General features: G+C 45.3%; 21 protein-coding genes. 20 read left to right on the forward strand and 1 reads right to left on the reverse strand.

What is annotated here, in order from left to right:
* Window positions 1-40: 40 nt before the first annotated feature.
* The 8 genes from VIM91_RS01890 (at window position 41) to rimI (ending at window position 7,523) form a co-directional block, all read left to right on the forward strand.
* A complete protein-coding gene (locus tag VIM91_RS01890) occupies window positions 41-271 on the forward strand; it encodes a sulfurtransferase TusA family protein (protein WP_331863125.1) in 231 nt (76 codons plus the stop codon).
* Window positions 272-286: 15 nt separating this feature from the next.
* The gene (galU, locus tag VIM91_RS01895; protein WP_331863147.1) at window positions 287-1,186 is read left to right on the forward strand and encodes a UTP--glucose-1-phosphate uridylyltransferase GalU; all 900 of its coding nucleotides are present in this window, start codon (window positions 287-289) and stop codon (window positions 1,184-1,186) included.
* A gap of 22 nt (window positions 1,187-1,208) precedes the next feature.
* Window positions 1,209-2,846: a glucose-6-phosphate isomerase gene (gene pgi / locus VIM91_RS01900; RefSeq protein WP_331863126.1), complete on the forward strand. Its 1,638-nt coding sequence runs from the start codon at window positions 1,209-1,211 to the stop codon at window positions 2,844-2,846.
* Window positions 2,843-4,153, forward strand: a complete 1,311-nt coding sequence (locus tag VIM91_RS01905) for a UDP-glucose/GDP-mannose dehydrogenase family protein (RefSeq protein ID WP_331863127.1) — start codon at window positions 2,843-2,845, stop codon at window positions 4,151-4,153. The genes pgi and VIM91_RS01905 overlap by 4 nt, the downstream gene beginning before the upstream one ends.
* Before the next feature lie 70 nt (window positions 4,154-4,223).
* The gene (gene pssA, locus VIM91_RS01910; RefSeq protein WP_331863128.1) at window positions 4,224-4,964 is read left to right on the forward strand and encodes a CDP-diacylglycerol--serine O-phosphatidyltransferase; all 741 of its coding nucleotides are present in this window, start codon (window positions 4,224-4,226) and stop codon (window positions 4,962-4,964) included.
* Window positions 4,965-5,003: 39 nt separating this feature from the next.
* Window positions 5,004-6,554, forward strand: a complete 1,551-nt coding sequence (locus tag VIM91_RS01915; protein ID WP_331863129.1) for a 2-isopropylmalate synthase — start codon at window positions 5,004-5,006, stop codon at window positions 6,552-6,554.
* Window positions 6,555-6,557: 3 nt separating this feature from the next.
* Complete coding sequence (locus VIM91_RS01920) at window positions 6,558-7,049, forward strand: hypothetical protein (RefSeq protein ID WP_331863130.1); 492 nt, start codon at window positions 6,558-6,560, stop codon at window positions 7,047-7,049.
* Window positions 7,050-7,070: 21 nt separating this feature from the next.
* Window positions 7,071-7,523 (forward strand): ribosomal protein S18-alanine N-acetyltransferase, encoded by a 453-nt coding sequence (rimI, locus tag VIM91_RS01925; RefSeq protein ID WP_331863131.1) that lies wholly within the window; start codon window positions 7,071-7,073, stop codon window positions 7,521-7,523.
* A 52-nt stretch (window positions 7,524-7,575) separates the two neighbouring features.
* Here the strand turns inward: rimI and VIM91_RS01930 are convergent, their stop codons facing one another.
* Complete coding sequence (locus VIM91_RS01930; RefSeq protein WP_331863132.1) at window positions 7,576-8,376, reverse strand: inositol monophosphatase family protein; 801 nt, start codon at window positions 8,374-8,376, stop codon at window positions 7,576-7,578.
* Window positions 8,377-8,494: 118 nt separating this feature from the next.
* Between VIM91_RS01930 and VIM91_RS01935 the strand changes: the two genes are divergently transcribed.
* The 12 genes from VIM91_RS01935 to VIM91_RS01990 form a co-directional block, all read left to right on the forward strand.
* Complete coding sequence (locus VIM91_RS01935; protein WP_331863133.1) at window positions 8,495-9,253, forward strand: RNA methyltransferase; 759 nt, start codon at window positions 8,495-8,497, stop codon at window positions 9,251-9,253.
* Window positions 9,246-10,049 carry a serine O-acetyltransferase gene (gene cysE, locus VIM91_RS01940; RefSeq protein ID WP_331863134.1) on the forward strand — a complete coding sequence of 268 codons (804 nt, stop codon included), beginning with the start codon at window positions 9,246-9,248 and terminating at the stop codon, window positions 10,047-10,049. Before VIM91_RS01935 ends, cysE begins: the two co-directional genes overlap by 8 nt.
* 68 nt (window positions 10,050-10,117) lie before the next feature.
* Window positions 10,118-10,549: an Rrf2 family transcriptional regulator gene (locus VIM91_RS01945; RefSeq protein WP_331863135.1), complete on the forward strand. Its 432-nt coding sequence runs from the start codon at window positions 10,118-10,120 to the stop codon at window positions 10,547-10,549.
* Window positions 10,550-10,583: 34 nt separating this feature from the next.
* Window positions 10,584-10,910, forward strand: a complete 327-nt coding sequence (locus tag VIM91_RS01950) for an iron-sulfur cluster assembly accessory protein (protein ID WP_331863136.1) — start codon at window positions 10,584-10,586, stop codon at window positions 10,908-10,910.
* A gap of 139 nt (window positions 10,911-11,049) precedes the next feature.
* A complete protein-coding gene (gene ndk, locus VIM91_RS01955; protein ID WP_331863137.1) occupies window positions 11,050-11,475 on the forward strand; it encodes a nucleoside-diphosphate kinase in 426 nt (141 codons plus the stop codon).
* A 37-nt stretch (window positions 11,476-11,512) separates the two neighbouring features.
* Window positions 11,513-12,643, forward strand: coding sequence for a 23S rRNA (adenine(2503)-C(2))-methyltransferase RlmN (gene rlmN / locus VIM91_RS01960; protein WP_331863138.1), 1,131 nt, complete (start codon window positions 11,513-11,515; stop codon window positions 12,641-12,643).
* A 27-nt stretch (window positions 12,644-12,670) separates the two neighbouring features.
* Window positions 12,671-13,195 carry a helix-turn-helix transcriptional regulator gene (locus VIM91_RS01965; RefSeq protein ID WP_331863139.1) on the forward strand — a complete coding sequence of 175 codons (525 nt, stop codon included), beginning with the start codon at window positions 12,671-12,673 and terminating at the stop codon, window positions 13,193-13,195.
* A 12-nt stretch (window positions 13,196-13,207) separates the two neighbouring features.
* Entirely contained in the window at window positions 13,208-14,485 is a 1,278-nt protein-coding gene (gene hisS / locus VIM91_RS01970) for a histidine--tRNA ligase (protein ID WP_331863140.1), read from the forward strand.
* Window positions 14,486-14,488: 3 nt separating this feature from the next.
* A complete protein-coding gene (locus VIM91_RS01975; protein ID WP_331863141.1) occupies window positions 14,489-15,130 on the forward strand; it encodes a YfgM family protein in 642 nt (213 codons plus the stop codon).
* On the forward strand, window positions 15,130-16,371 hold the full coding sequence (gene bamB, locus VIM91_RS01980) for an outer membrane protein assembly factor BamB (RefSeq protein WP_331863142.1): 1,242 nt from the start codon (window positions 15,130-15,132) through the stop codon (window positions 16,369-16,371). Before VIM91_RS01975 ends, bamB begins: the two co-directional genes overlap by 1 nt.
* Entirely contained in the window at window positions 16,364-17,797 is a 1,434-nt protein-coding gene (gene der, locus VIM91_RS01985; RefSeq protein ID WP_331863143.1) for a ribosome biogenesis GTPase Der, read from the forward strand. Before bamB ends, der begins: the two co-directional genes overlap by 8 nt.
* A gap of 90 nt (window positions 17,798-17,887) precedes the next feature.
* A partial coding sequence (locus VIM91_RS01990) for a DUF3683 domain-containing protein (protein ID WP_331863144.1) occupies window positions 17,888-21,211 on the forward strand: 3,324 nt, incomplete at its 3' end.

Raw genomic sequence — 21,211 nt, forward strand, 5'->3', positions numbered from 1 at the left:
TTTGAGTTATTATAAGAACATAAAACGCAAGGGGTTAAAAATGTTTGAAGTGGATTTGCGAGGATTGGCGTGTCCGATGCCTCTGATTCGTTTTAAAAAGGTGCTGGCTGAGCAGCCAGATGAAAAGCTTTTTAAGTTACTTTTAAGTGACCGAGGCGCGATTAAAGATGTTCCTGCTTTTTGCCAGCAAGTCGGGCTGGAGGCTGAGGTCGGCAAGGATGAGGAATCTTTGGTAATATGGGTCAAAAGACATCAACATAGTATTGAATAGGAAAAAACATAAGTGATGTATAGAAAATTAACAAAGGCCATTATCCCTGTGGCCGGATTGGGTACACGTTTTTTGCCCGCGACCAAAGCCATTCCAAAAGAAATGTTAACGGTGGTTGATAAGCCATTAATTCAATATATAGTCCATGAAGCCGCGCAAGCCGGGATTACGGATATTATTTTGATTACCCATTCAAGTAAAAATGCGATCGAAAACCATTTCGACACCCATTATGAACTTGAAAGCAAACTTTTGGAGTCAGCCAAGCATGACCGTTTAGATGCCATTGCAGACATTACGCCACCAGGGGTTAACTTAATCAGTATTCGACAGCCGGAAGCACTGGGTTTGGGGCATGCAATTTTGTGTGCATCACATGTTGTGGGGCCGGACGAGCCTTTTGCTGTTTTGCTACCAGATGTGCTGATGTATCACCCGCAACAAGGCTGTTTGGCACAAATGGCCGAATATTATAAACAAGTTCATACCAGTGTGGTCGCCCTGGAGCAAGTGCCGAGCGACCAAGTTGATAAGTATGGGATTGCAGGGGTCAAGGATGCGGATTTGCGAATTGTTGATCTTGTGGAAAAGCCCGCGCCGGAAGAAGCCCCATCCAATTTATCAGTGGTTGGGCGTTATATTTTTACCCCGCGTTTAATGCAATTGTTAAAAACCACCAGGCCTGGTAAGGCCGGTGAAATACAGTTAACCGATGCCATGGCCGAGTTATTAAAAGAAGAAGTGATGTTTGGCTTTGAGTTTAAAGGCGGTAAAAGTTATGACTGTGGTGATAAGCAGGGCTTTTTGCAAGCCAATGTCGAATATGCTTTGCGTGATTCACAGCTCGGAGCCTCGTTCCATGCCTATTTATCGTCGTTAGATTTAAGCGGGCTAAAGCCGCAAAAGTCAAATTAGTGCTAACGAAAGGGATCGAGTTATGGCGGTGAATCAATCTAACGCTTGGCTAAAGCTAGACAGGTTGGCGAGAGGTGGAGCGGCGGATAAACACTTAAAGGATTGGTTTGAGCAAGATCCTAGTCGAGCAGAACGTTATGCGATTGAGTTGGACGAGTTATTTTTGGATTTTTCAAAAAATCGCGTTGATGACGACATACTTGCCGGCCTCTTTGAATTGGCAAAACAACAGAACCTGACTGGCTGGATTGAGCGCTTATTAAGTGGTGAGGTGGTGAACGATACAGAAGGTCGCCCTGCGCTTCATAGCGCGCTTAGAGCGGGCTCTGGGTGCCAAAATGGGTTTGCATCAAGTGTAGAGGCGGATGTCAAAAACCAGTTTTCAAAGATGGCGGCGATTGTGAATAAAGTTCGTTCAGGCCATTGGCGAGGTTACAGCGGCAAACCCATCACAGATGTCGTAAATATTGGCGTAGGGGGCTCTGACTTGGGTCCTTTGATGGTTACTCAAGCACTGCAAACTCAAGCCTCACCGATTAATTTACATTTTATTTCATCGATTGATGGAACTCAGACTTCAAACTTGCTGAAAAGCTTAAACCAAGAGACCACTCTGTTTGTTTTGGCGTCAAAATCATTTACTACTATTGATACCTTGTCTAATGCCGAAACCGCGAAAGACTGGCTTGAAGAGCGTATTCCAAGTATTAACACCATTATGGCGCAACACTTTATTGGGGTTTCGACGAAACCCGATATGATGACGGCATGGGGTATTCCGCCAGAGAATCAACTTTTGTTTTGGGATTGGGTTGGTGGGCGTTATTCACTGTGGTCCTGCATTGGGTTTCCTATCGCGTTAAAAGTTGGCATGGATGGCTTTCACGAGATGTTGCAAGGCGCAAGCTTGATGGACCAGCATTTTGCTCAAGCGCCTATGGCAAAAAATATACCAATCGTAATGGGGTTGATTGATATCTGGCATATAAATTTTTTAGGGATTCAAGCCAAAGCTATTTTGCCCTATGACGCCAGATTGAGATACTTACCTTCTTACCTAGAGCAGTTGGTTATGGAAAGTAACGGTAAGTCTGTTAATCGACAAGGTGAGTCGGTGAACTATAAAACCTGTCCGATTCTATGGGGCGAAGTGGGTCCTAATGCACAGCATGCATTTTATCAGCTACTACACCAAGGAACCCAAGCCGTGATGTCGGATTTTATTGCGCCTGTTGAGCGCGATGATTTTGACCGAAACTCTGAGTCACACAAAAATGAATCCTTACGACATCAGCACCGTTTAGCTTTAGCGAACTGTTTTGCGCAATCGCGGGTGTTAATGTTGGGAGATGCAGCGATCCCTGAAAATTTAAAATCTAGTTTTAATTCGGCCTTTAAACACTATGCTGGCAACCAGCCGTCTAATACGCTGTTATTAAAATCTATTTCAGCTAAAACCTTGGGGATGCTGATTGCGCTTTATGAACACAAAACCTTTGTTGAATCGGTGATATGGGAAATCAATCCTTTCGATCAGTGGGGCGTTGAGTTAGGTAAGTTAATTGCAAAGGATACCTATCAAGCCATGCTTGATTCTGAACAAGCCAAACATTTTGATGGCTCAACCGTGCAATTATTAAACAGAGTGAAGCGATCATGAAAATTTCAGTATTCGGGTGTGAGCTAACCGGTTTAGTCACCGCAGGTGCATTAGCTCATGCGGGAAACGATGTTATGGCACTACCTGTGGGTCAGGTGAAAGTGGAAGACTTAAAGGCTGGGCGTTTGCCGCGTGAAGAACCAGGCCTGGATGCTTTATTAGCGCAACAGTATAAAGAAGGACGTTTGCAATTTGAAGCCGATTGGCAGGTTGGTTTGGCGCATGCAGATCTATTGATTCTCTCAACTCCTTCGTGGCGTTTGGATCGAGCTGAGGCCTTGATCGAATTAATGGGTCAAACGGTTGAACGAAGTTTGTTAGTTGTTAATCAAAGCACCTTTCCGGTCGGGACGGCAGATCGGTTTGAACAATCTTTGTTGGAAGCCTTTGCTAAGCGCCAGTTAAATATAAACGTTGCGGTGGTGGCGATGCCTGATTTTATTAGTGAGGGCTCGGCGTTAGATAACTTTATGCGGCCCGATCGGATTGTATTGGGGTGTCGGCAAGCCGACAGTATTAAAGTGATGCGTGATTTATTGCGTCCCTTTAATCGTATGACCGACCAAATAAAAGTCATGTCAACTCGCGCAGCTGAATACACCAAGTATGCAGTTAATGCGCTGTTAGCGACACGTATTAGTTTGGTGAATGAATTGGCCAATAACGCCGAACACTTTGATATTGATTTCGAAGAAGTGCGTCAAGGCTTAGGCTCGGATAGCCGTATCGGTTTTAGTTATTTATATCCGGGCTGCGGCTTTGGTGGGCCAAGTTTTGCGGCCGACGTCCGAGCCTTGGTGAGCGATTTACAAACCAAGGGTTACGATGCCGACTTACTACGTACCGTTTTATCAAATAACGAAATTCAAAAGGAGGTCATGTTCCGTAAAGCCTGGCGTTTTTTTGATACGGATTTGCGAGGACTTAAAATCGGTGTGTGGGGTTTATCCTTTAAACCCAATACCGCTACTGTTGAAAATGCGCCTAGCTTGAAAGCTTTAGAAGCCTTTGCGGCACAAGGGGCGCAGATTAAAGCCTTTGACCCAAAAGCCATGCAAGATTTTGCGAGCAGTTGGCAAGGTGCTCAGGCAGTTGAAATGGTTGATAGCATGTATCAAGCGATTGAAGGGGTGGATGCACTCATTATATTGACCGAATGGAAGCTTTTTTGGAATCCGGATTATGCGGTAATGAAACAGAAGATGCGCCGCCCGATTATTTTTGACGGTCGTAATATTTTTGAACCTGAAATAATGAAACAGCAAGGCTTTCGTTATTTTGGTGTGGGGCGTGGTGAAGAGATTTAGCCTAAAGCCATTTTCAGTTGCCCTAAACCCATGTAGAATTAAATTAATTAATTGAGCTATAAGGATATAAATGAAACCCCCATTTGAACGTGGTATCTATTTGCTACCAAATTTAATGACCACTTTGGCCTTGTTCGCTGGTTTTTACGCCGTTATTGCCGGTATGAATGGTGATTTTATGGCTGGCGCCATTGCGGTATTTATTGCCATGGTTTTTGATGGTCTGGATGGTCGCATTGCTCGTATGACCAATTCAAGTAGTGCATTTGGTGCTGAGTACGATAGCTTGGCAGATATGGTGTCATTTGGTTTAGCTCCCGCTTTGTTAATGTATGTTTGGGTGTTGAATGAATTTGGTAAGCTTGGTTGGCTGGTGGCCTTTATTTTTACAGCCGGTGCGGCCTTGCGATTAGCGCGTTTTAATACTCAAGTAGGGGTCGCGGATCGACGGTATTTTCAAGGGCTTCCCAGTCCCGCCGCGGCCGCTTTATTGGCAGGGTTTGTTTGGATGGTTGAAAGCAACCAAATCCAAACAGGTTTGGAAGCTTGGGTAGCGCTGGGTTTAACGTTGGTTGGTGGTCTATTGATGGTAAGTAATGTGCGTTTTAGTAGCTTTAAGGAATTTAACTTAAAAGATAAAGTGCCGTTTGTCACCCTGCTGTTAATTGTGTTGGTTTTTGTTGTTATTACGTTAAAACCATCTGTTATTTTATTTGGTATGGCTTTTTTATATGCGCTATCAGGCCTGGTGATGACCCTGGTACGACTGAAAAAGACACGTGCTCAGCGCCATCGCGCTAAAAGTGAATAATCCGTTTTGTTAATGAATTTAGATTGAGACTGAATTGTAATGAAAGATCATTTAATAATTTTTGATACGACCTTGCGTGACGGTGAGCAAAGCCCCGGTGCGTCAATGACCAAAGAAGAAAAAGTACGCATTGCGAAACAGCTTGAAAAATTGCGTGTCGATGTCATTGAGGCGGGGTTTCCAGCCGCCAGCCAGGGAGACTTTGAGTCGGTTAAAGCGGTGGCGAGTGCGATTAAAGACAGTACGATTTGTGGTCTAGCACGTGCGGTCGAAAACGATATTGCACGTGCTGGTGAAGCGATTAAGCCGGCCAACTCAGGGCGTATTCATACCTTTATTGCCACCTCCCCGATACATATGCAAATGAAGTTGCGCATGAGTCCAGATGAAGTCGTTGAGCGCGCCGTTTGGGCGGTTAAACAAGCCCGACGTTATACGGATGATGTTGAGTTTTCACCAGAGGATGCTGGGCGTTCTGATTTAGACTTTTTATGCCGGGTGGTTGAAGCGGTTATTAAAGCTGGCGCGACGACGATTAATATGCCCGATACGGTGGGTTATAACGTGCCGGAACAATTTGGCGCCTTGTTTAAAAATGTAATTGAGCGAGTGCCTAACTCGGATAAAGCGGTTTTCTCTGCGCATTGTCATAACGATTTGGGTTTGGCCGTTGCTAACTCTTTGGCCGCGGTATCAAACGGCGCACGTCAAGTAGAATGCACGATCAACGGTTTGGGCGAGCGTGCCGGTAATACGGCTCTGGAAGAGGTGGTAATGGCGGTGCGAACGCGCCAGGATCACTTTTCGGTGGATACACGTATTCATACACCTGAAATTTTAAATGCTTCGCGTTTGGTATCGAACATTACGGGCTTTACCGTGCAACCCAATAAAGCGATTGTGGGGGCAAATGCTTTTGCTCATGAATCAGGTATTCATCAAGATGGTGTATTAAAACATCGTGAAACTTACGAAATTATGCGCGCGGAAGATGTGGGTTGGGTTACCAACAAAATGGTCTTGGGTAAACATTCTGGACGTAATGCTTTCCGCACTCGTTTGCTTGAGCTCGGTATCGAGTTTGAAACCGAGGCGCAATTAAATGATGCATTTTTGCGTTTTAAGGAGTTGGCAGATCGCAAACACGAAATCTATGATGAAGATTTGCAAGCGCTGGTGACCGATGCTAATAATGAACGTTTAGAAAACGAATCCATCCGTTTAATGGCATTAAAAGTTTCGACCGAAATGGGTGAAGCACCACAAGCCACTTTAACCCTATGGGTGAATGGTGTCGAACATACGGCGCACGCAAAAGGTGGTGGTGTGGTCGACGCGACTTTTAAAGCGATCGAGCAAATTGTGCATTCTGGAACGACGCTTGAACTTTATTCGGTCAGTAACGTTACAAATGGTACCGATTCGCTCGGCGAAACCACCGTGCGATTGGAGAAAGGTGGGCGTATTCTGAACGGTCAAGGTTCGGATACCGATATTGTGACGGCATCGGCAAAAGCTTATATCAACGCATTGAATAAGTTTTCGATTGATGACAACAAAGCTCACCCTCAACGTGAAGAAACGATTTAAGTCGTGTCCGAATCCAAAATACATGCGGATGTTTGGATGGGCTTGGGTGTAACAGACTGGCAAGTTCGTTCAGAGTTTGATGCACAAAAAGATCAGCCGGCTAAAGTCACGAGCATGCAAACGCAAACCTCTCGCCAATCAAGCCAACCTAAGTGGGTGTTGATTGGTTCGGGATTGTCGAGTATTTGGCAGCAAGATAACCACCAGGCCTGGTGCTTGTGGCAGGCTATTCTCAAGTTTCATTTTGGTTCCGAACAGGCCGTATTGTTTTATGATACGAATTCTTTGCAAACCGAGCAGGCAATGTTCGAGGTGGTTGAGCAGTTGATTGAATTGGGTTGTGAACAAGTGTTTAGTATGGATCCTGAGCATGAATTGAATGAGATTTTAGCCGAAGGTTTGTTGGTCACGCCTTTGCCTAGTTTTGAATCCATGCTTGAACAACCTCATTTGAAGCGTTTGTGTTATGAACGCTTGATCGATTATTCAGCCTAAAAATCTTGTCTAATCTAGCTTATGTTTAGCCATTTAAAACTCTTGGATGAATCAGACTTAGATTGGGTGATGCAAATTGAGCGTCAAAATTACACACACCCATGGACAAGAGCAGGTTTTGAACGGGCTATACATGAAGGTTTAAATTACTTATTAATGGACCTAAACAATTCGGCACTGGGCTATTGTTGCTTACTGCCAGTTTTGGATGAGTTGCATTTGCTAAATTTAAGTGTGGCCGTCAACAACCAAAATAAAGGGGTGGCGAAGCAAGCACTGCAAGCCATTTTTAACCGGTTTGAAAACACTGAATATTCGGTGGTTTTATTGGAGGTCCGACGTTCAAACAAGGCCGCGCGTCAACTCTATAAAACGATGGGGTTTGAACAAGACGGTGTGCGAAAAAACTACTATCAATGCTCTACGGGCGAGCGAGAGGATGCCATTTTAATGTCTAAGCGTTTAGATGCTTAGTGAGACTTAGTACCAGGCCTGGTGCTTATCTAATGCCAGGCCTGGTATTTGGCTATTTACGCAATTCGGCTGGAATGGTTTCGGTTAAGGTTTTCGCCATGTCTTTCATCAGCTTGGGTGTGCAAGCTAAAATGTTGCCAGACTCTAACATATTGTCTTGGCCAGCAAAGTCAGTACACATGCCACCGGCTTCTTTGACCAACAAAATACCTGCTGCGATATCCCAGGGTTTTAAATTAAACTCCCAATAACCATCTACGCGTCCGGCCGCGACATACGCCAAATCTAACGCCGCTGATCCTGCACGACGAATGCCTGCGGTATTGAGCATGAAAGATTTAAAGCTGGCTAAATAGCTGTCAACATAATCAAATTCGTAATAAGGAAAACCTGTCGCCAATAAGGCATGTTTTAGGTTCTTTTGTTCGGTAACTCGAATACGACGGTTGTTTAAACGCGCTCCGCTGCCACGGGTGGCGTGGAACATCTCATCTCGTACCGGATCGAACACGACACCGTGAGTCAGTTTGCCTTTTTCCATGACGGCAATCGATACCGAAAATTGTGGGAACTGATGTAAATAATTGGTGGTACCGTCTAATGGATCAATAATCCATTGCATATCCGATTTAGGGTTTTGGCGACCACTTTCTTCGGCTAAAATTCCGTGCTCTGGGTAGTATTTTTTAATGGTTTTAATGATGGCTTGTTCGGCCAAGTTATCCACCTCGCTGACGAAGTTGTTTTTGGTTTTTTCTTCAATATTTAGACGGTCGATATTGTCCAGGTTGCGAAGAATCACTTCGCCAGCTTCGCGTGCCGCGATCATGGCTACGTTCAAAATTGGGTGCATGTTGAGTTCCAGATTGTAAAAGAATGAGCAAAACTGTGTTTACAAGACCCGGATATGAAAATGCAACAGGCCTAGTGTAAACTAACTGGCTATTATAAACTAAAACGATGGAATCGACATGCCTGATCAATACGCGCCCTTAGCTAATATTAAGATCGTTCTGGTTGAAACCTCGCATCCGGGTAATATTGGTGGGGTAGCTCGGGCGATGAAAAATATGGGTTTATCGAACTTAGCTCTCGTAAACCCAAACGACTTTCCGAGTCATACTGCTTCGTCTCGAGCGTCTGGTGCGGGCGATCTGTTGGCCAAGGCGCAGGTGTTTGATAGTTTGGATAAAGCGGTAGCGGATTGTGCTTTGGTGATTGGGGCCAGTGCTCGATTGCGAAAAGTCGCGTGGCCACAGCTTGATGTCCGTCAAACCGCGTCATTGTCACTAGAAAGATCAGCTAAACAAGTGGCTATTGTCTTTGGTCGTGAAGATTCGGGTTTGTCGAATGCAGAAATGGACCGGTGTCATTATCTGGCACATATCCCTTCTAACCCAGATTACACTTCATTGAACCTGGCGGCAGCCGTGCAGGTGTTTGCTTATGAATGCCGTATGGCTTGTCAGCCTGTAATGGAGACGTCGCAAGGTTATCGACATGATCTGGCATCGAGTGAGCAAATGGAAGGGTTTTATGGGCACTTGCACCAAGCTCTGCAAGATATTGAATTTTTGGATCCAGATAAAAATGCGCGTTTCATGCGGCGTATGCGCCGTTTATTTAACCGTTCGCAGTTGGATGTAAAAGAAGTGGATATCTTGCGTGGAATTTTAACCGCCGCACAACGTCAAGCGCAATTGCGTGAGGAGGCTGATAAACATGTTTAACCGTGTGAAACAAGACATTAAGTGTGTATTTGAGCGCGATCCCGCCGCACGAAACTTATGGGATGTGTTGACAACCTATCCTGGTGTGCACGCTATTATTTGGTACCGTTTGGCGCATTTTTTATGGGGCAAAGGCTTAAAGTGGTTGGCTCGTTTTGTGGCGACGACGGCACGCTGGTTTACTGGTATCGAAATTCATCCCGCCGCTAAAATTGGTGAACGTGTTTTTATCGATCACGGCATGGGAGTCGTGATAGGCGAAACGGCTGAAATAGGTAATGATTGCACGCTCTACCATGGTGTAACCTTGGGAGGAACAAGTTGGAAAGAAGGTAAGCGCCATCCCACTTTAGGTGAGCGGGTTGTGGTTGGAGCGGGTGCTAAAATTTTAGGGCCAATTTATGTGGGTGATGATGCCCGTATAGGCTCCAATGCCGTAGTGGTTAAGGATGTGCCCGAAGATAAGACTGTGGTGGGAATTCCGGGTCGAATTGTGCATAAAACCGATGATCAACAACGCAAAAAACGAGAGCAAATGGCTCAAAAAATCGGTTTCGACGCTTATGGTATAACTCAGGGGGCGGATGACCCAGTTGAAAAAGCGATTTATAGTTTACTGGATCATGTCCAAGCCCAGGATGAGCGCCTAGCTCAGCTTAGTCATGAAGTAGAGAGGCTAGGTGGGGCGCGTGTTGATATGGCGTTGCCAAACTTGGATGATGCGGTACTCGATCCAGATGACCCAGAACAGGCGGCACATTTACATCGCGCTTCTAAAAATGAGTCAGAAGCTTAAAAGTTGAGTGTTCTAGTCGGTTATTATACAATTGTTGTTAAATTATTTTAGAACGCGGATTGGTATAGATGAAACTAACTTCAAAAGGGCGCTATGCGGTAACGGCCATGATTGATATAGCCCTGAATCAAGATTCCGGACCCATTACACTGGCCTTAATTTCACAGCGACAAGAAATTTCACTGTCGTATCTTGAACAATTGTTTGCTAAGTTAAAAAAATCCGGTTTAGTCAAAAGTGCGCGTGGTCCCGGCGGCGGTTATCGATTAAGTCGTGAAGCCAGTGAAATCAGTATCAGCGATATTATTCATGCAGTTGATGAGAAATTGGATGCACGTAAATGCGAAGGGCGCGCTAACTGCCAAAATGGTAGTAAGTGTTTATCTCACGAGTTATGGGATGATTTAAGTTGTATGATTGATGGGTTTTTAAGTGGCGTAACACTGCATACTTTGCTCAATAAGACATCCTCGATTCGTAAAATTGAAGTGTCATTGTAAATATAAAAAACCCGGTGAATGTTAGGAGAAAATAATGGGCGTTAGTCTTACACAAGCCGCAGCTCAAAGAGTCAAAACCATGCTTGACAAACGAGGTCATGGTATAGGTTTGCGCGTGGGAACAAAAGTGAGTGGGTGTGCAGGGTTTGCTTATGTAGTTGATTATGTCGATGAGCCTGCGCAGGACGACCTTATGTTTGAAAGTTTTGGTGTTGATGTTTATGTTGATCCTAAGAGCTTAAAAAATATTGAAGGCCTAGAGATTGATTATGTCAAAGAGAGTTTATTGAACGAAGGCTTTGAATTTAGAAACCCTAATATTAAAGACGAGTGCGGTTGTGGGGAATCTTTTACCGTCTAAAAAGAACAGGGTCAGCGCACATACAAGAAACCCCTTTGCTGGGGTTTCTTGCTTTTGGGCATCATTCTTCGATCAATTGTGCAAAGCTTAGGCAGACTTGATAAAATAGCCTCCTTTTATGCAAGCCTAAGGATTACAAATGCTTGAACAAACCCTGTCGATTATTAAGCCTGATGCGGTTCAAAAGAACGTGATTGGTGACATTATTCATCGGTTTGAGTCTCAAGGCTTACGAGTGGTCGCCGCCAAAATGATTTATATGACACAGGAACAAGCGGCGGGCTTTTATGTTGAGCACCAAGGGCGTGAGTTTTATGAGCCATTGGTGACTTTTATGACATCTGGGCCTTGTATTGTTCAGGTGCTTGAGGGTGAAAATGCCATCGCCTTGAATCGTAAAATTATGGGGGCGACCGATCCGGCTAAAGCCGAAGCCGGGACTATTCGAGCCGATTATGCTGAATCCATGCGTGTAAATTGTGTGCATGGTTCCGATTCACCAGAAAGTGCAGCGCGTGAGATCGCCTATTTTTTTAGTGAAAACGATGTGTTTTCACGCCAATAACATTGGCCCCTATTTGAGTGAGTTTTAGGACATGAGCATGACGCAGGCGACAGAAAAAACAGATTTGTTGGGTATGGATAGAGCTGCGCTTGAAGCTTTTTTTGCCCAGCTCGGTGAAAAGCCTTTTCGTGCGGTTCAAGTCATGAAATGGATCCACCAAATTGGGGTGAGTGACTTTGATGATATGACCAATGTCAGTAAAGCCCTGCGAGAAAAGTTAAAGCAGGTTGCGCAGATCCGCACGCCTAAAATTGTGGCTGAGCAACGTTCGAGTGATGGCACCATTAAATGGTTGCTAGAAATGGACAACCATAACTGTATAGAAACCGTGTTTATCCCGGAAGCGGATCGCGGCACTTTGTGTATTTCTTCGCAGGTTGGTTGCGCGTTAGAGTGTTCTTTTTGTTCAACAGCGCAACAAGGCTTTAATCGTAATTTAGAAAACTGGGAAATTATTGCGCAAATGTGGGTGGCCAATAAGGCACTAGGCGTGACGCCACGCGAAGAGCGCGTAGTCAGCAATGTCGTTTTTATGGGCATGGGCGAACCGCTGTTAAATGTTACGCATGTTTTTCCGGTGGCTCGTATTTTGATGGATGATAATGCTTACGGCTTATCCAAGCGTCGTGTCACGATCAGTACAGCAGGCGTGGTTCCGGCCATAGACAAGTTGCGTGAAGAAGTCGATGCAAGCTTGGCGATTTCATTACATGCACCTAACAATGCGTTGCGTGATGAGCTGGTTCCGGTAAATAAAAAGTACCCGCTTGAAGTTTTGATGCCGGCGCTGTTTCGTTATGTGGAAGGTGGCAACTCTAAAAAACATATTACGATTGAATATGTCATGTTAGATGGCGTAAATGACCGAATCGAACATGCAGACGAGTTGATTGACTTGTTAGGAGATCTGCCTTCTAAAATTAATCTGATTCCATTTAATCCGTTTCCAAATACGGACTATAAACGTTCATCTAACAATGCGGTTCACCGTTTTCAGGATCGCTTAAAGCAAGCTGGGTTAAACTGTACTGTCAGAAAAACGCGCGGTGATGATATTGATGCGGCTTGTGGCCAGTTGGCTGGTAAGGTAAAGGATCGTACTAAGCGCACACTTCATCGTGTAGAACTAACCGATTTGACAACGCGTTCGCAGTTAAATCAAGTGTGAGTGGTTTGTTTTTAAGAGGGTAAGTCCATGCAGCATCAAGAAGCACCAGCGGGATCATCTTTTGCGCAAGTGTTGCGCAATAAACGTTTGGAAAAGAAGCTCAGTCTTAAACAAGTGTCCGACAGTTTAAAGTTGCCGACGGATCGTTTAGAGGAGCTGGAACAGAAGTCCTCTATAGAGGATTTAGACCCTTTTGAGCGTGGTCATTTAAGAAATTATGCGGCCTTATTGGATTTGGATTTGTCTCCGTTTATGTTGAGCCAAGATGATGCGCAAAACCTGAGTTCAAAACTCAAGCCGGTTGAGCAGAAGGGTTTAAATGTACAGGCGCCAGAAAATAGTCGGCGCGTTTATTGGTTCGTCGTCTGGGTGATCGTGTTAGTGGTCGGCTATTTTATTGTGACTGGTCTACTGGAATCGGATATGGCGGATACGGTCGGTTTGCCGAGTATGAGTTCGGAACCTTTATTACTTGAGTATCAAGAAGTCGAAAACCAAAACATGGAAACCGATCGACTTGTATCCCCAGAGCCAACATCGTCCCAACCTTAGGAATAAAACTTTATGACAAAACAGATTGCGGCCATTCGCGGCATGAATGATATTTATGGTCAGCAAGCCATGGCGTTTCAGCAAGTTTTGCAAGCCGCAGAGCAGACCTTGCATCAATATGGATATCAACCGATACGTTTGCCCTTGGTTGAAAAAACCGAGTTATTTGCCCGCTCTATTGGCGAAGTGACTGACATTGTTGAAAAAGAAATGTATACCTTTGCGGACCGAAACGGTGACAGTTTGTCATTGCGCCCAGAAGGCACGGCCGGTTGTGTCAGAGCGATGATTGAAAACGGTTTAACGCATAATCAGATTCAAAAGCTCTATTATTCAGGTCCGATGTTTAGACATGAGCGTCCGCAAAAAGGTCGTTACCGCCAGTTTCATCAATTGGGTGTGGAAGTGTTTGGCTTAGAAGGGCCGGATATTGATGTTGAATTAATTGCTCTCAGCGCTCGTTTGTGGGAGCAATTGGGCTTAAATGGTTTAGAGTTGCAGATTAATTCGCTCGGTAGCCAGCAAGCTCGCGCCGCTTATCGTGATGAGTTAGTGGCTTATTTGCAAAGTCGTAAGACGGAACTAGATGAAGATAGTTTACGCCGTTTGGAGACGAACCCATTGCGTGTGTTGGATAGTAAAAACCCAGCAATGCGAGATGTGGTGGCACAGGCTCCCAAGCTGATGGATGCGCTGGATGTTGAGTCAAAACAACATTTTGAACAGCTTTGTGCGCAACTGGATGATCTAGGATTAGACTATGTCATTAACCCAAATTTGGTTCGTGGCCTCGACTACTATAATCGCAGTGTTTTTGAATGGGTGACAAAGGATCTAGGTGCGCAGGGCACAGTGTGTGCTGGTGGACGTTATGATGGCTTAGTTGAACAAATTGGTGGAAAGCCAACACCAGCGGTGGGGTTTGCATTAGGAATTGAGCGCTTAATGGCGTTGATTATAGACCAACAAAATCCAGCTTCAGAGGTTGCGGCGGATATTTATGTGGTATTAGCTGGCGAGCAAGCAGCACGACCAGGCCTGGTATTGGCCGAAATGTTACGCGATGCCTTGCCAACAATGAGTATTCAAATGCATTGCGGTGGCGGCAGTTTCAAAAGTCAGCTTAAAAAAGCCGATAAATCCGGCGCCACCTATGCGGTTATTTTGGGTGATAATGAAGTGAGTCAACAAGTGGCCACCATTAAACCCCTAAGAGAACAATCTGAACAACAATCACTGGCTTGGAATGAGTTGGTGGCGTTTTTTTCACAAGCTATGCAGAAAAGGTAAGTTATGAGTCGTTATGATACCGAGCAGGAACAAATCGAAGCTATTAAGGCTTGGTGGGCTAAATATGGCACGTTAATTTTAAGCGGCGTACTGATTGTGGCGATTGCTTTTGCCGGTTGGCGCTATTGGCAGTCTTATAGTTACACGCAATCAGCGAATGCCTCAGCCACATTTGGAGTATTAGAACTCAGCCATCAAAGCGGTACATTTGGTGAGGTATCACGAGAAGCGCGCCGTTTAATGCAAGAGCAACCCGATAGCCCTTATGCGGGTGCGGCGGCTATGATGTTGGCCCAGTTTCATTGGGAAAAAGCTGAATCGGAAGCGGCCTTAGAGGCCTTGCAGTGGGTAGTGGATGCAAAACAACCCGCCGACATGCAAGTGACGGCTCAGTTAAGAATCGTGCGCCTTCAGATTGAGTTAGCTCAATTAGATGAAGCTCAAAAACGACTTGATGACTTAAGCGCTAACAAACTTAATGGTGCGCAACAGGCAAATGTCGATTATGTGAGCGCCTTGTTAGCCCAAGCGCAGCAGGATTTTAGCAAGGCGCAATCTGCATTTAAACGTGTGGTTGACAATCAACAAGCTCAAGCGGATTTGAAAAATATTGCACGCTTACAAATGGATGATTTGGCGCAATAATGAAAAATTCTTTTTTAGTCGCGACACTATGTTTAAGCGCTATTTTGCTGCAAGCGTGTAGCACGCCATCAAAAACGGTGCGAACACCAACGCCTTTGGCTCCAGGTGTTGTCGAGCGCGATTTAAGCTTTGAATGGCAAGTCTCGGTCGATAAGTTGGCGCAAGCTGATGGTCGCAGTTTAACTATTGCGGATGATAGCGAACGTTTATACGTTGCATCTAGTTCAGGGCTTGTCAGCGCACTTTGGAAACAAAGCCAATCACGTTATACCGATCAAGTTATTTGGCAAACCAAATATGAAGCCGAAATATTGGCTGGGCCGGTTTTTATTCAAGATAAGTTGTTGATTGGTTCGTCAAAAGGCGATTTGCTGGCTTTATCACCTGAAACTGGTCAAGTCATTTGGCAGACCCAGCTTAACAGTGAAGTGATTAGCACGCCTGTCGTTGAGCGTGGACGAGTTTTTGTGCGTACGAACGATGGTCGTGTCGTGGCGCTTAATCTTCAATCCGGTGCGGTCATCTGGGTTGCGGATCATCAAATGCCCAATTTATTTATTCGTGGTGCCGCCCCCGTTTTAGTCAATGATGACAAGGTTTATGTTGGTCGTGAATCGGGTTTTGTTGAAGCGCTGTCTTTTAGCACGGGTGAGACCCTTTGGGATGCACGCATTGCTACTCCGTCGGGGCGGACTGACTTGGAAAGAATGGTTGATATTCAATCGAGCCTGGTTTTAGACAATCAACGTTTGTTTGTTTTAAGCTATAACGGACGTATGGCGGCGGTCAATCCCAGAAATGGCAATCTTTCTTGGGCAAAAGATATTTCGGGTTATCGTGATTTTGTAGTGCTGGATAATGTGATTTATCTTGTCGATGATGAGGATGTGTTGCGCGCGTTAGACCCTGTGACAGGCACCGAGTTTTGGAATCAGACAGCCTTACAATATCGATTATTAGGTGATGTAATCATTGATTCAACCGATGCGACATCCGGTACATCAATATTGCTCAGTGATGGTCTAGGTTATCTACATTGGGTTGACCCGAAAGATGGTCATATCAGTGCGCGTTTTAAACACGCGAATCATTTAAAAGATGGTGAAAAAATTCTGCGGATTCACCAAGATAAACAACATTATTACGTGTTAGATAGTGATGGGGGCGTAACTGCTTATCATAATCAAAACGCACCGACCACCAGGCCTGGTGGTGTTAATTCGAGTGTAGACAATGAGTAAACCGATTGTGGCTCTGGTAGGTCGTCCGAATGTCGGTAAGTCGACCTTGTTTAATCGCCTAACCAAAACACGTGACGCGATTGTGGCTGATTACCCGGGTTTAACCCGCGACCGCCAATACGGTACAGGTCGAGTGGGTGAGTATGATTATATTGTGGTTGATACTGGGGGCTTGAGCGGTGAAGGCGGCGGGGTTGACCCATTAATGGCTTCACAAGTTCAGCAGGCACTAGAAGAAGCGCATGCGATTTTCTTTATTACCGATGGCCGAGCTGGCTTAACCCCTGCGGATGAAGCCATCGCGGATTTTATCCGCGGATTTGGAAAGCCGGTTCAATTATTGGTCAATAAGACAGAGGGTTGTAACCTAGATGTCTTAACCGCTGAGTTTTATGGCATGGGGCTTGGTGAGCCGATAGGTATTTCATCTGCCCATGGTGATAACGTTGCTCAAGCCGTGGATGATTTAATTGAACGTTTACCGATCGAAGTTAAAACAGATGATGTCGGCTTAGACGAACACCCTGGAATTCGAGTTGCTGTAATCGGACGTCCAAATGTAGGTAAATCGACCCTTATCAACCGTATGTTGGGGGAAGACCGGGTGGTGGCGTTTGATATGCCGGGTACCACACGTGATAGTATTTATGTGCCGTTTGAGCGTGATGGTCAAGCTTATACCTTGATCGATACCGCCGGTGTGCGTCGGCGCAAAAATGTCTCCGAAAAAATAGAAAAGTTCAGTATTTTAAAAGCGATCGAAGCCATGCAGGACGCACATGTGGTGGTGATGCTGATGGACGGCTCTGAAGGCATTACCGATCAAGACCTGACCTTATTAGGCTTGGCGATTGAGTCCGGCCGAGGTTTGGTTTTGGCGGTGAATAAGTGGGATAACTTAGATCAGGATCAACGCAAAAAAATCCGCCACGAGTTGGACTATCGATTGCAGTTTGTTGAATATGCCAAAACGCATTTAATTTCGGCTTTACATGGAACCGGTGTGGGCGATTTATTTAAAACCATCAAACAGGTGTATCGAGCGGCGACGCATAAAGTGCCGACCTCGGATTTAAACCGCGTGCTTGAACAGGCGGTGTTAGATCATCAGCCGCCATTAGTTGGCGGACGTCGCTTAAAAATGCGTTATGCTCATTTAGGTGGCCTAAATCCACCACGCGTGATTATTCACGGTAATAAACTTGATAAGGTGCCGAATCCTTATAAACGCTATTTAGAAAACGTATTTCGTAAAGCCTTTAAATGGGAAGGCACACCGGTTATCGTAGAATTCAGAGTGGGCGAAAACCCGTTTGATGAGAACAAAGATCAATTAACAGCCAAACAAAAAGACCGAAAACGCCGGATTAAAACCTTCGCCGAGTCGAAAAAAACTCGAAACAAGCCAAGGCAGCGATCCAATTAAGCTTTTTGCTTAGTTGGATCACCAGGCCTGGTGATCCGGTCAAAAGTGACATTCTTGTATCAACTTATATCCTAAGGTGGCAGCGCAAACATGACAGCGACAAAACGCATTCGCGAGATTCCTTACAATTACACCTCTTTTTCAGATCGAGAAATCGTCTTACGTTTTTTAGGCGAAGCGGGTTGGCAATCGATTGAACAATTGCGTGAAACACGTAATACAGGGCGATCTGCACAAATGTTGTTTGAAGTGCTGGGTGACATGTGGGTCGTGTCGCGCAACCCTTATATTCAAGACGATTTATTGGAAAATGCGAAGCGTCGTAAAGCATTAATTGATGCTTTGCATCATCGCCTCGCACAAGTAGAAGCACGTTTGAATGACAATACATTGGCGGAGTCACTTTTAGACTCGGTGCGTAAGGCTGTAGCAGAATTTGAAGCTTGGTTCCCACAGCAAGTGGCATTGCGCCAAAAAGTCAGCAAACGCCTAAAGAAAATCACACGCGCCGACAATGCCGATTTTGGTGGTTTGGCTCGAGTATCACACGCAACGGATGCAACCGATTGGCGTGTTGAATTGCCGTTGGTGGTGATTAGCCCAGATACCGAACAAGAAGTCGCCGATATTGTCGCAGCTTGTATCGAACTTGGTTTGGTGATTATTCCACGTGGCGGTGGTACTGGCTACACAGGTGGGGCGATTCCATTGCATGCCAATACGGCGGTGATTAATACCGAGAAGCTTGAATTTCTCAGTATGGTTGAACCGATTGAGTTGCCGGGCGTCGGTGTTAAAGTGCCAACCGTTCGCACTGGAGCAGGGGTGGTGACCAAACGTGTAACAGAATTGGCTGAACGCAATGATTTAGTGTTTGCGGTTGACCCGACATCTCATGATGCCTCGACGATCGGCGGCAACATTTCGATGAATGCCGGTGGCAAAAAAGCCGTCTTGTGGGGAACGACTTTAGACAATTTGGCTTCCTGGAAAATGGTGATGCCAGATGCGACCTGGTTGGAAGTGGTGCGAGTTAACCATAACCTAGGCAAGCTTCAAGATCAGGCGATGGTGACGTTTGAGATTCACCGCTACCAAAGCGATGGTGTTACGCCAGTGGGTGAGGTTGAAACCTTAAATATACCGGGAACCGCTTTCCGCCAAGCCGGTTTAGGTAAGGATGTAACCGATAAGTTCTTAAGTGGCTTGCCAGGTGTGCAAAAAGAAGGTTGTGATGGTCTGATTACCTCGGCTCGTTTCATTCTGCACCGTATGCCGGAACATATTCGTACCGTGTGTTTAGAGTTTTTTGGTACTGATTTGAGTTTAGCCGTGCCCGCGATTGTCGAAATCACCGACTTTATTGAAAGCAAAAAAGCCCAAGGCATTTTGTTGGCAGGTCTAGAGCATTTAGATGAGCGCTATGTCAGAGCGGTTAAATACAATACCAAAGCCAAGCGTCGTGAATTACCTAAAATGATCTTGATTGGTGATATTGCCGGTGACAATGGGTTTGAAGTCGCTAAAACCTGCCAAGAAATTGTTGAGTTGGCGAATAAACGTAACGCCGAAGGATTTGTCGCAGTCAGTGCGGATGCACGCAAACGTTTCTGGGCGGATCGTTCACGCACCGCCGCCATTTCAGCCCATACTAATGCGTTTAAAGTGAATGAAGACGTGGTGATTCCATTGCCACGTTTGAACGAATACAACGAAGGCATTGAGCGCATTAACATTGAAATGTCGATCCAGAACAAAATCGATATTTTAGATAGCTTAAGCGCCTATTTTTCGGGTGATATTCCTGAGTATACCTTGGAAGATGATTTCGAAGACAGTCAAGGCGGGCCGGCTGAATATTTCAGCTCCAAAGTGCAGGCTACACTTCATCACCTAGAAAAAGTAAAACATCGCTGGACTACGCTGCTGAAGTCTTTAGATGAGCCAGCCGCAAATTTAGTCGACTTTTTAGATGAAAGTGCCCGCACTCAAATGCGTGACAACGACACTTTGGTTAAACTGATTTTGCGTCGTGATATGGTGATTTCATATCGTCAAGAAGTGCTAGAGTTTTTACAGCAAACTTTCATGGGGCATGACTTTGAAGCGGTCATGATACGATTAAAAGAATTACATTTTGAATTGCGTAACGCACGTTTGTTTGTGGCATTACATATGCATGCCGGCGATGGAAATATCCACACCAATATCCCTGTGCACTCTAACAATTATCAGATGATTCAATTAGCCGATCGTGTGGTAGAGCGTGTGATGAAGCTCGCCACTGATTTAGGCGGCGTGATTTCAGGTGAGCATGGCATTGGTTTAACTAAAATTGAGTTTTTATCCTCGGACAAAATTCAGGCTTTTGTCGACTACAAAAATAAAGTGGACCCGAATGGTCACTTTAATAAAGGCAAGCTAATGCCAGGTTCTGGTTTACACAATGCCTATACGCCTTCTTTGTCACTTGTGAAGCAAGAAGCCTTGATTTTAGAGGCCAGCGAACTTGATCAGCTTAACAATGACATTAAAGATTGTTTGCGTTGCGGCAAGTGTAAGCCAGTGTGTCAAACGCATATTCCGCGCGCCAATTTACTTTATTCACCACGTAATAAGATTTTGGCGACAGGTCAAGTCATCGAGGCCTTCTTGTACGAAGAACAAACCCGTCGCGGTATTTCATTGCATCACTTTGATGCGATGAACGACGTGGCCGATCACTGTACAACTTGTCATAAATGTGAGGCGCCTTGTCCGGTGGACATTGACTTTGGTGACGTCTCGATTCGCATGCGAAAAATCTTGACCGATATGGGGCAAAAACAGTCGAGTATTGGTACCAAAGCGGCACTATTCTATTTAAATACCGGACAACCAGGCCTGGTGAAGTTTTTACGCACCACCTTATTGGGTTGGGGGGCATTGGGTCAAAGGTTAGGTCACCGCTTGGCTAAATGGACCGGGTTACTGGGTCGTAAAGACCAGTTACCGGCCAGCTCGACTGGGCAAACTCCCGTGGCACAGCAAGTGATTCATTTCGTGCGTAAGCCGTTAGACATCGGACCCAATCAGCCAACGATGCGAGCGTTACTGTCGCTTGAGGATCGTACAGTTGTGCCGATTTTACGTGATCCGGTTAAAACCTCCGAGGAAACCGAAGCGGTGTTTTACTTCCCGGGCTGTGGCTCGGAACGTTTATTCAGCGATATCAGTATGGCGACCTTAACCATGCTGTATGAAACAGGTGTGCAAACTATTCTACCGCCAGGCTATTTGTGCTGTGGTTACCCGCAAACAGCAGCCGGTCAAGCTGCAAAAGGGGCGCAGATTACAACTGAAAATAGAGCCTTGTTCCACCGTGTTGCCAATACTTTAAACTACTTGGATATTAAAACAGTATTGGTATCTTGT

The organism is Thiomicrospira sp. (assembly GCF_036568485.1).
GTDB lineage: Bacteria > Pseudomonadota > Gammaproteobacteria > Thiomicrospirales > Thiomicrospiraceae > Thiomicrospira.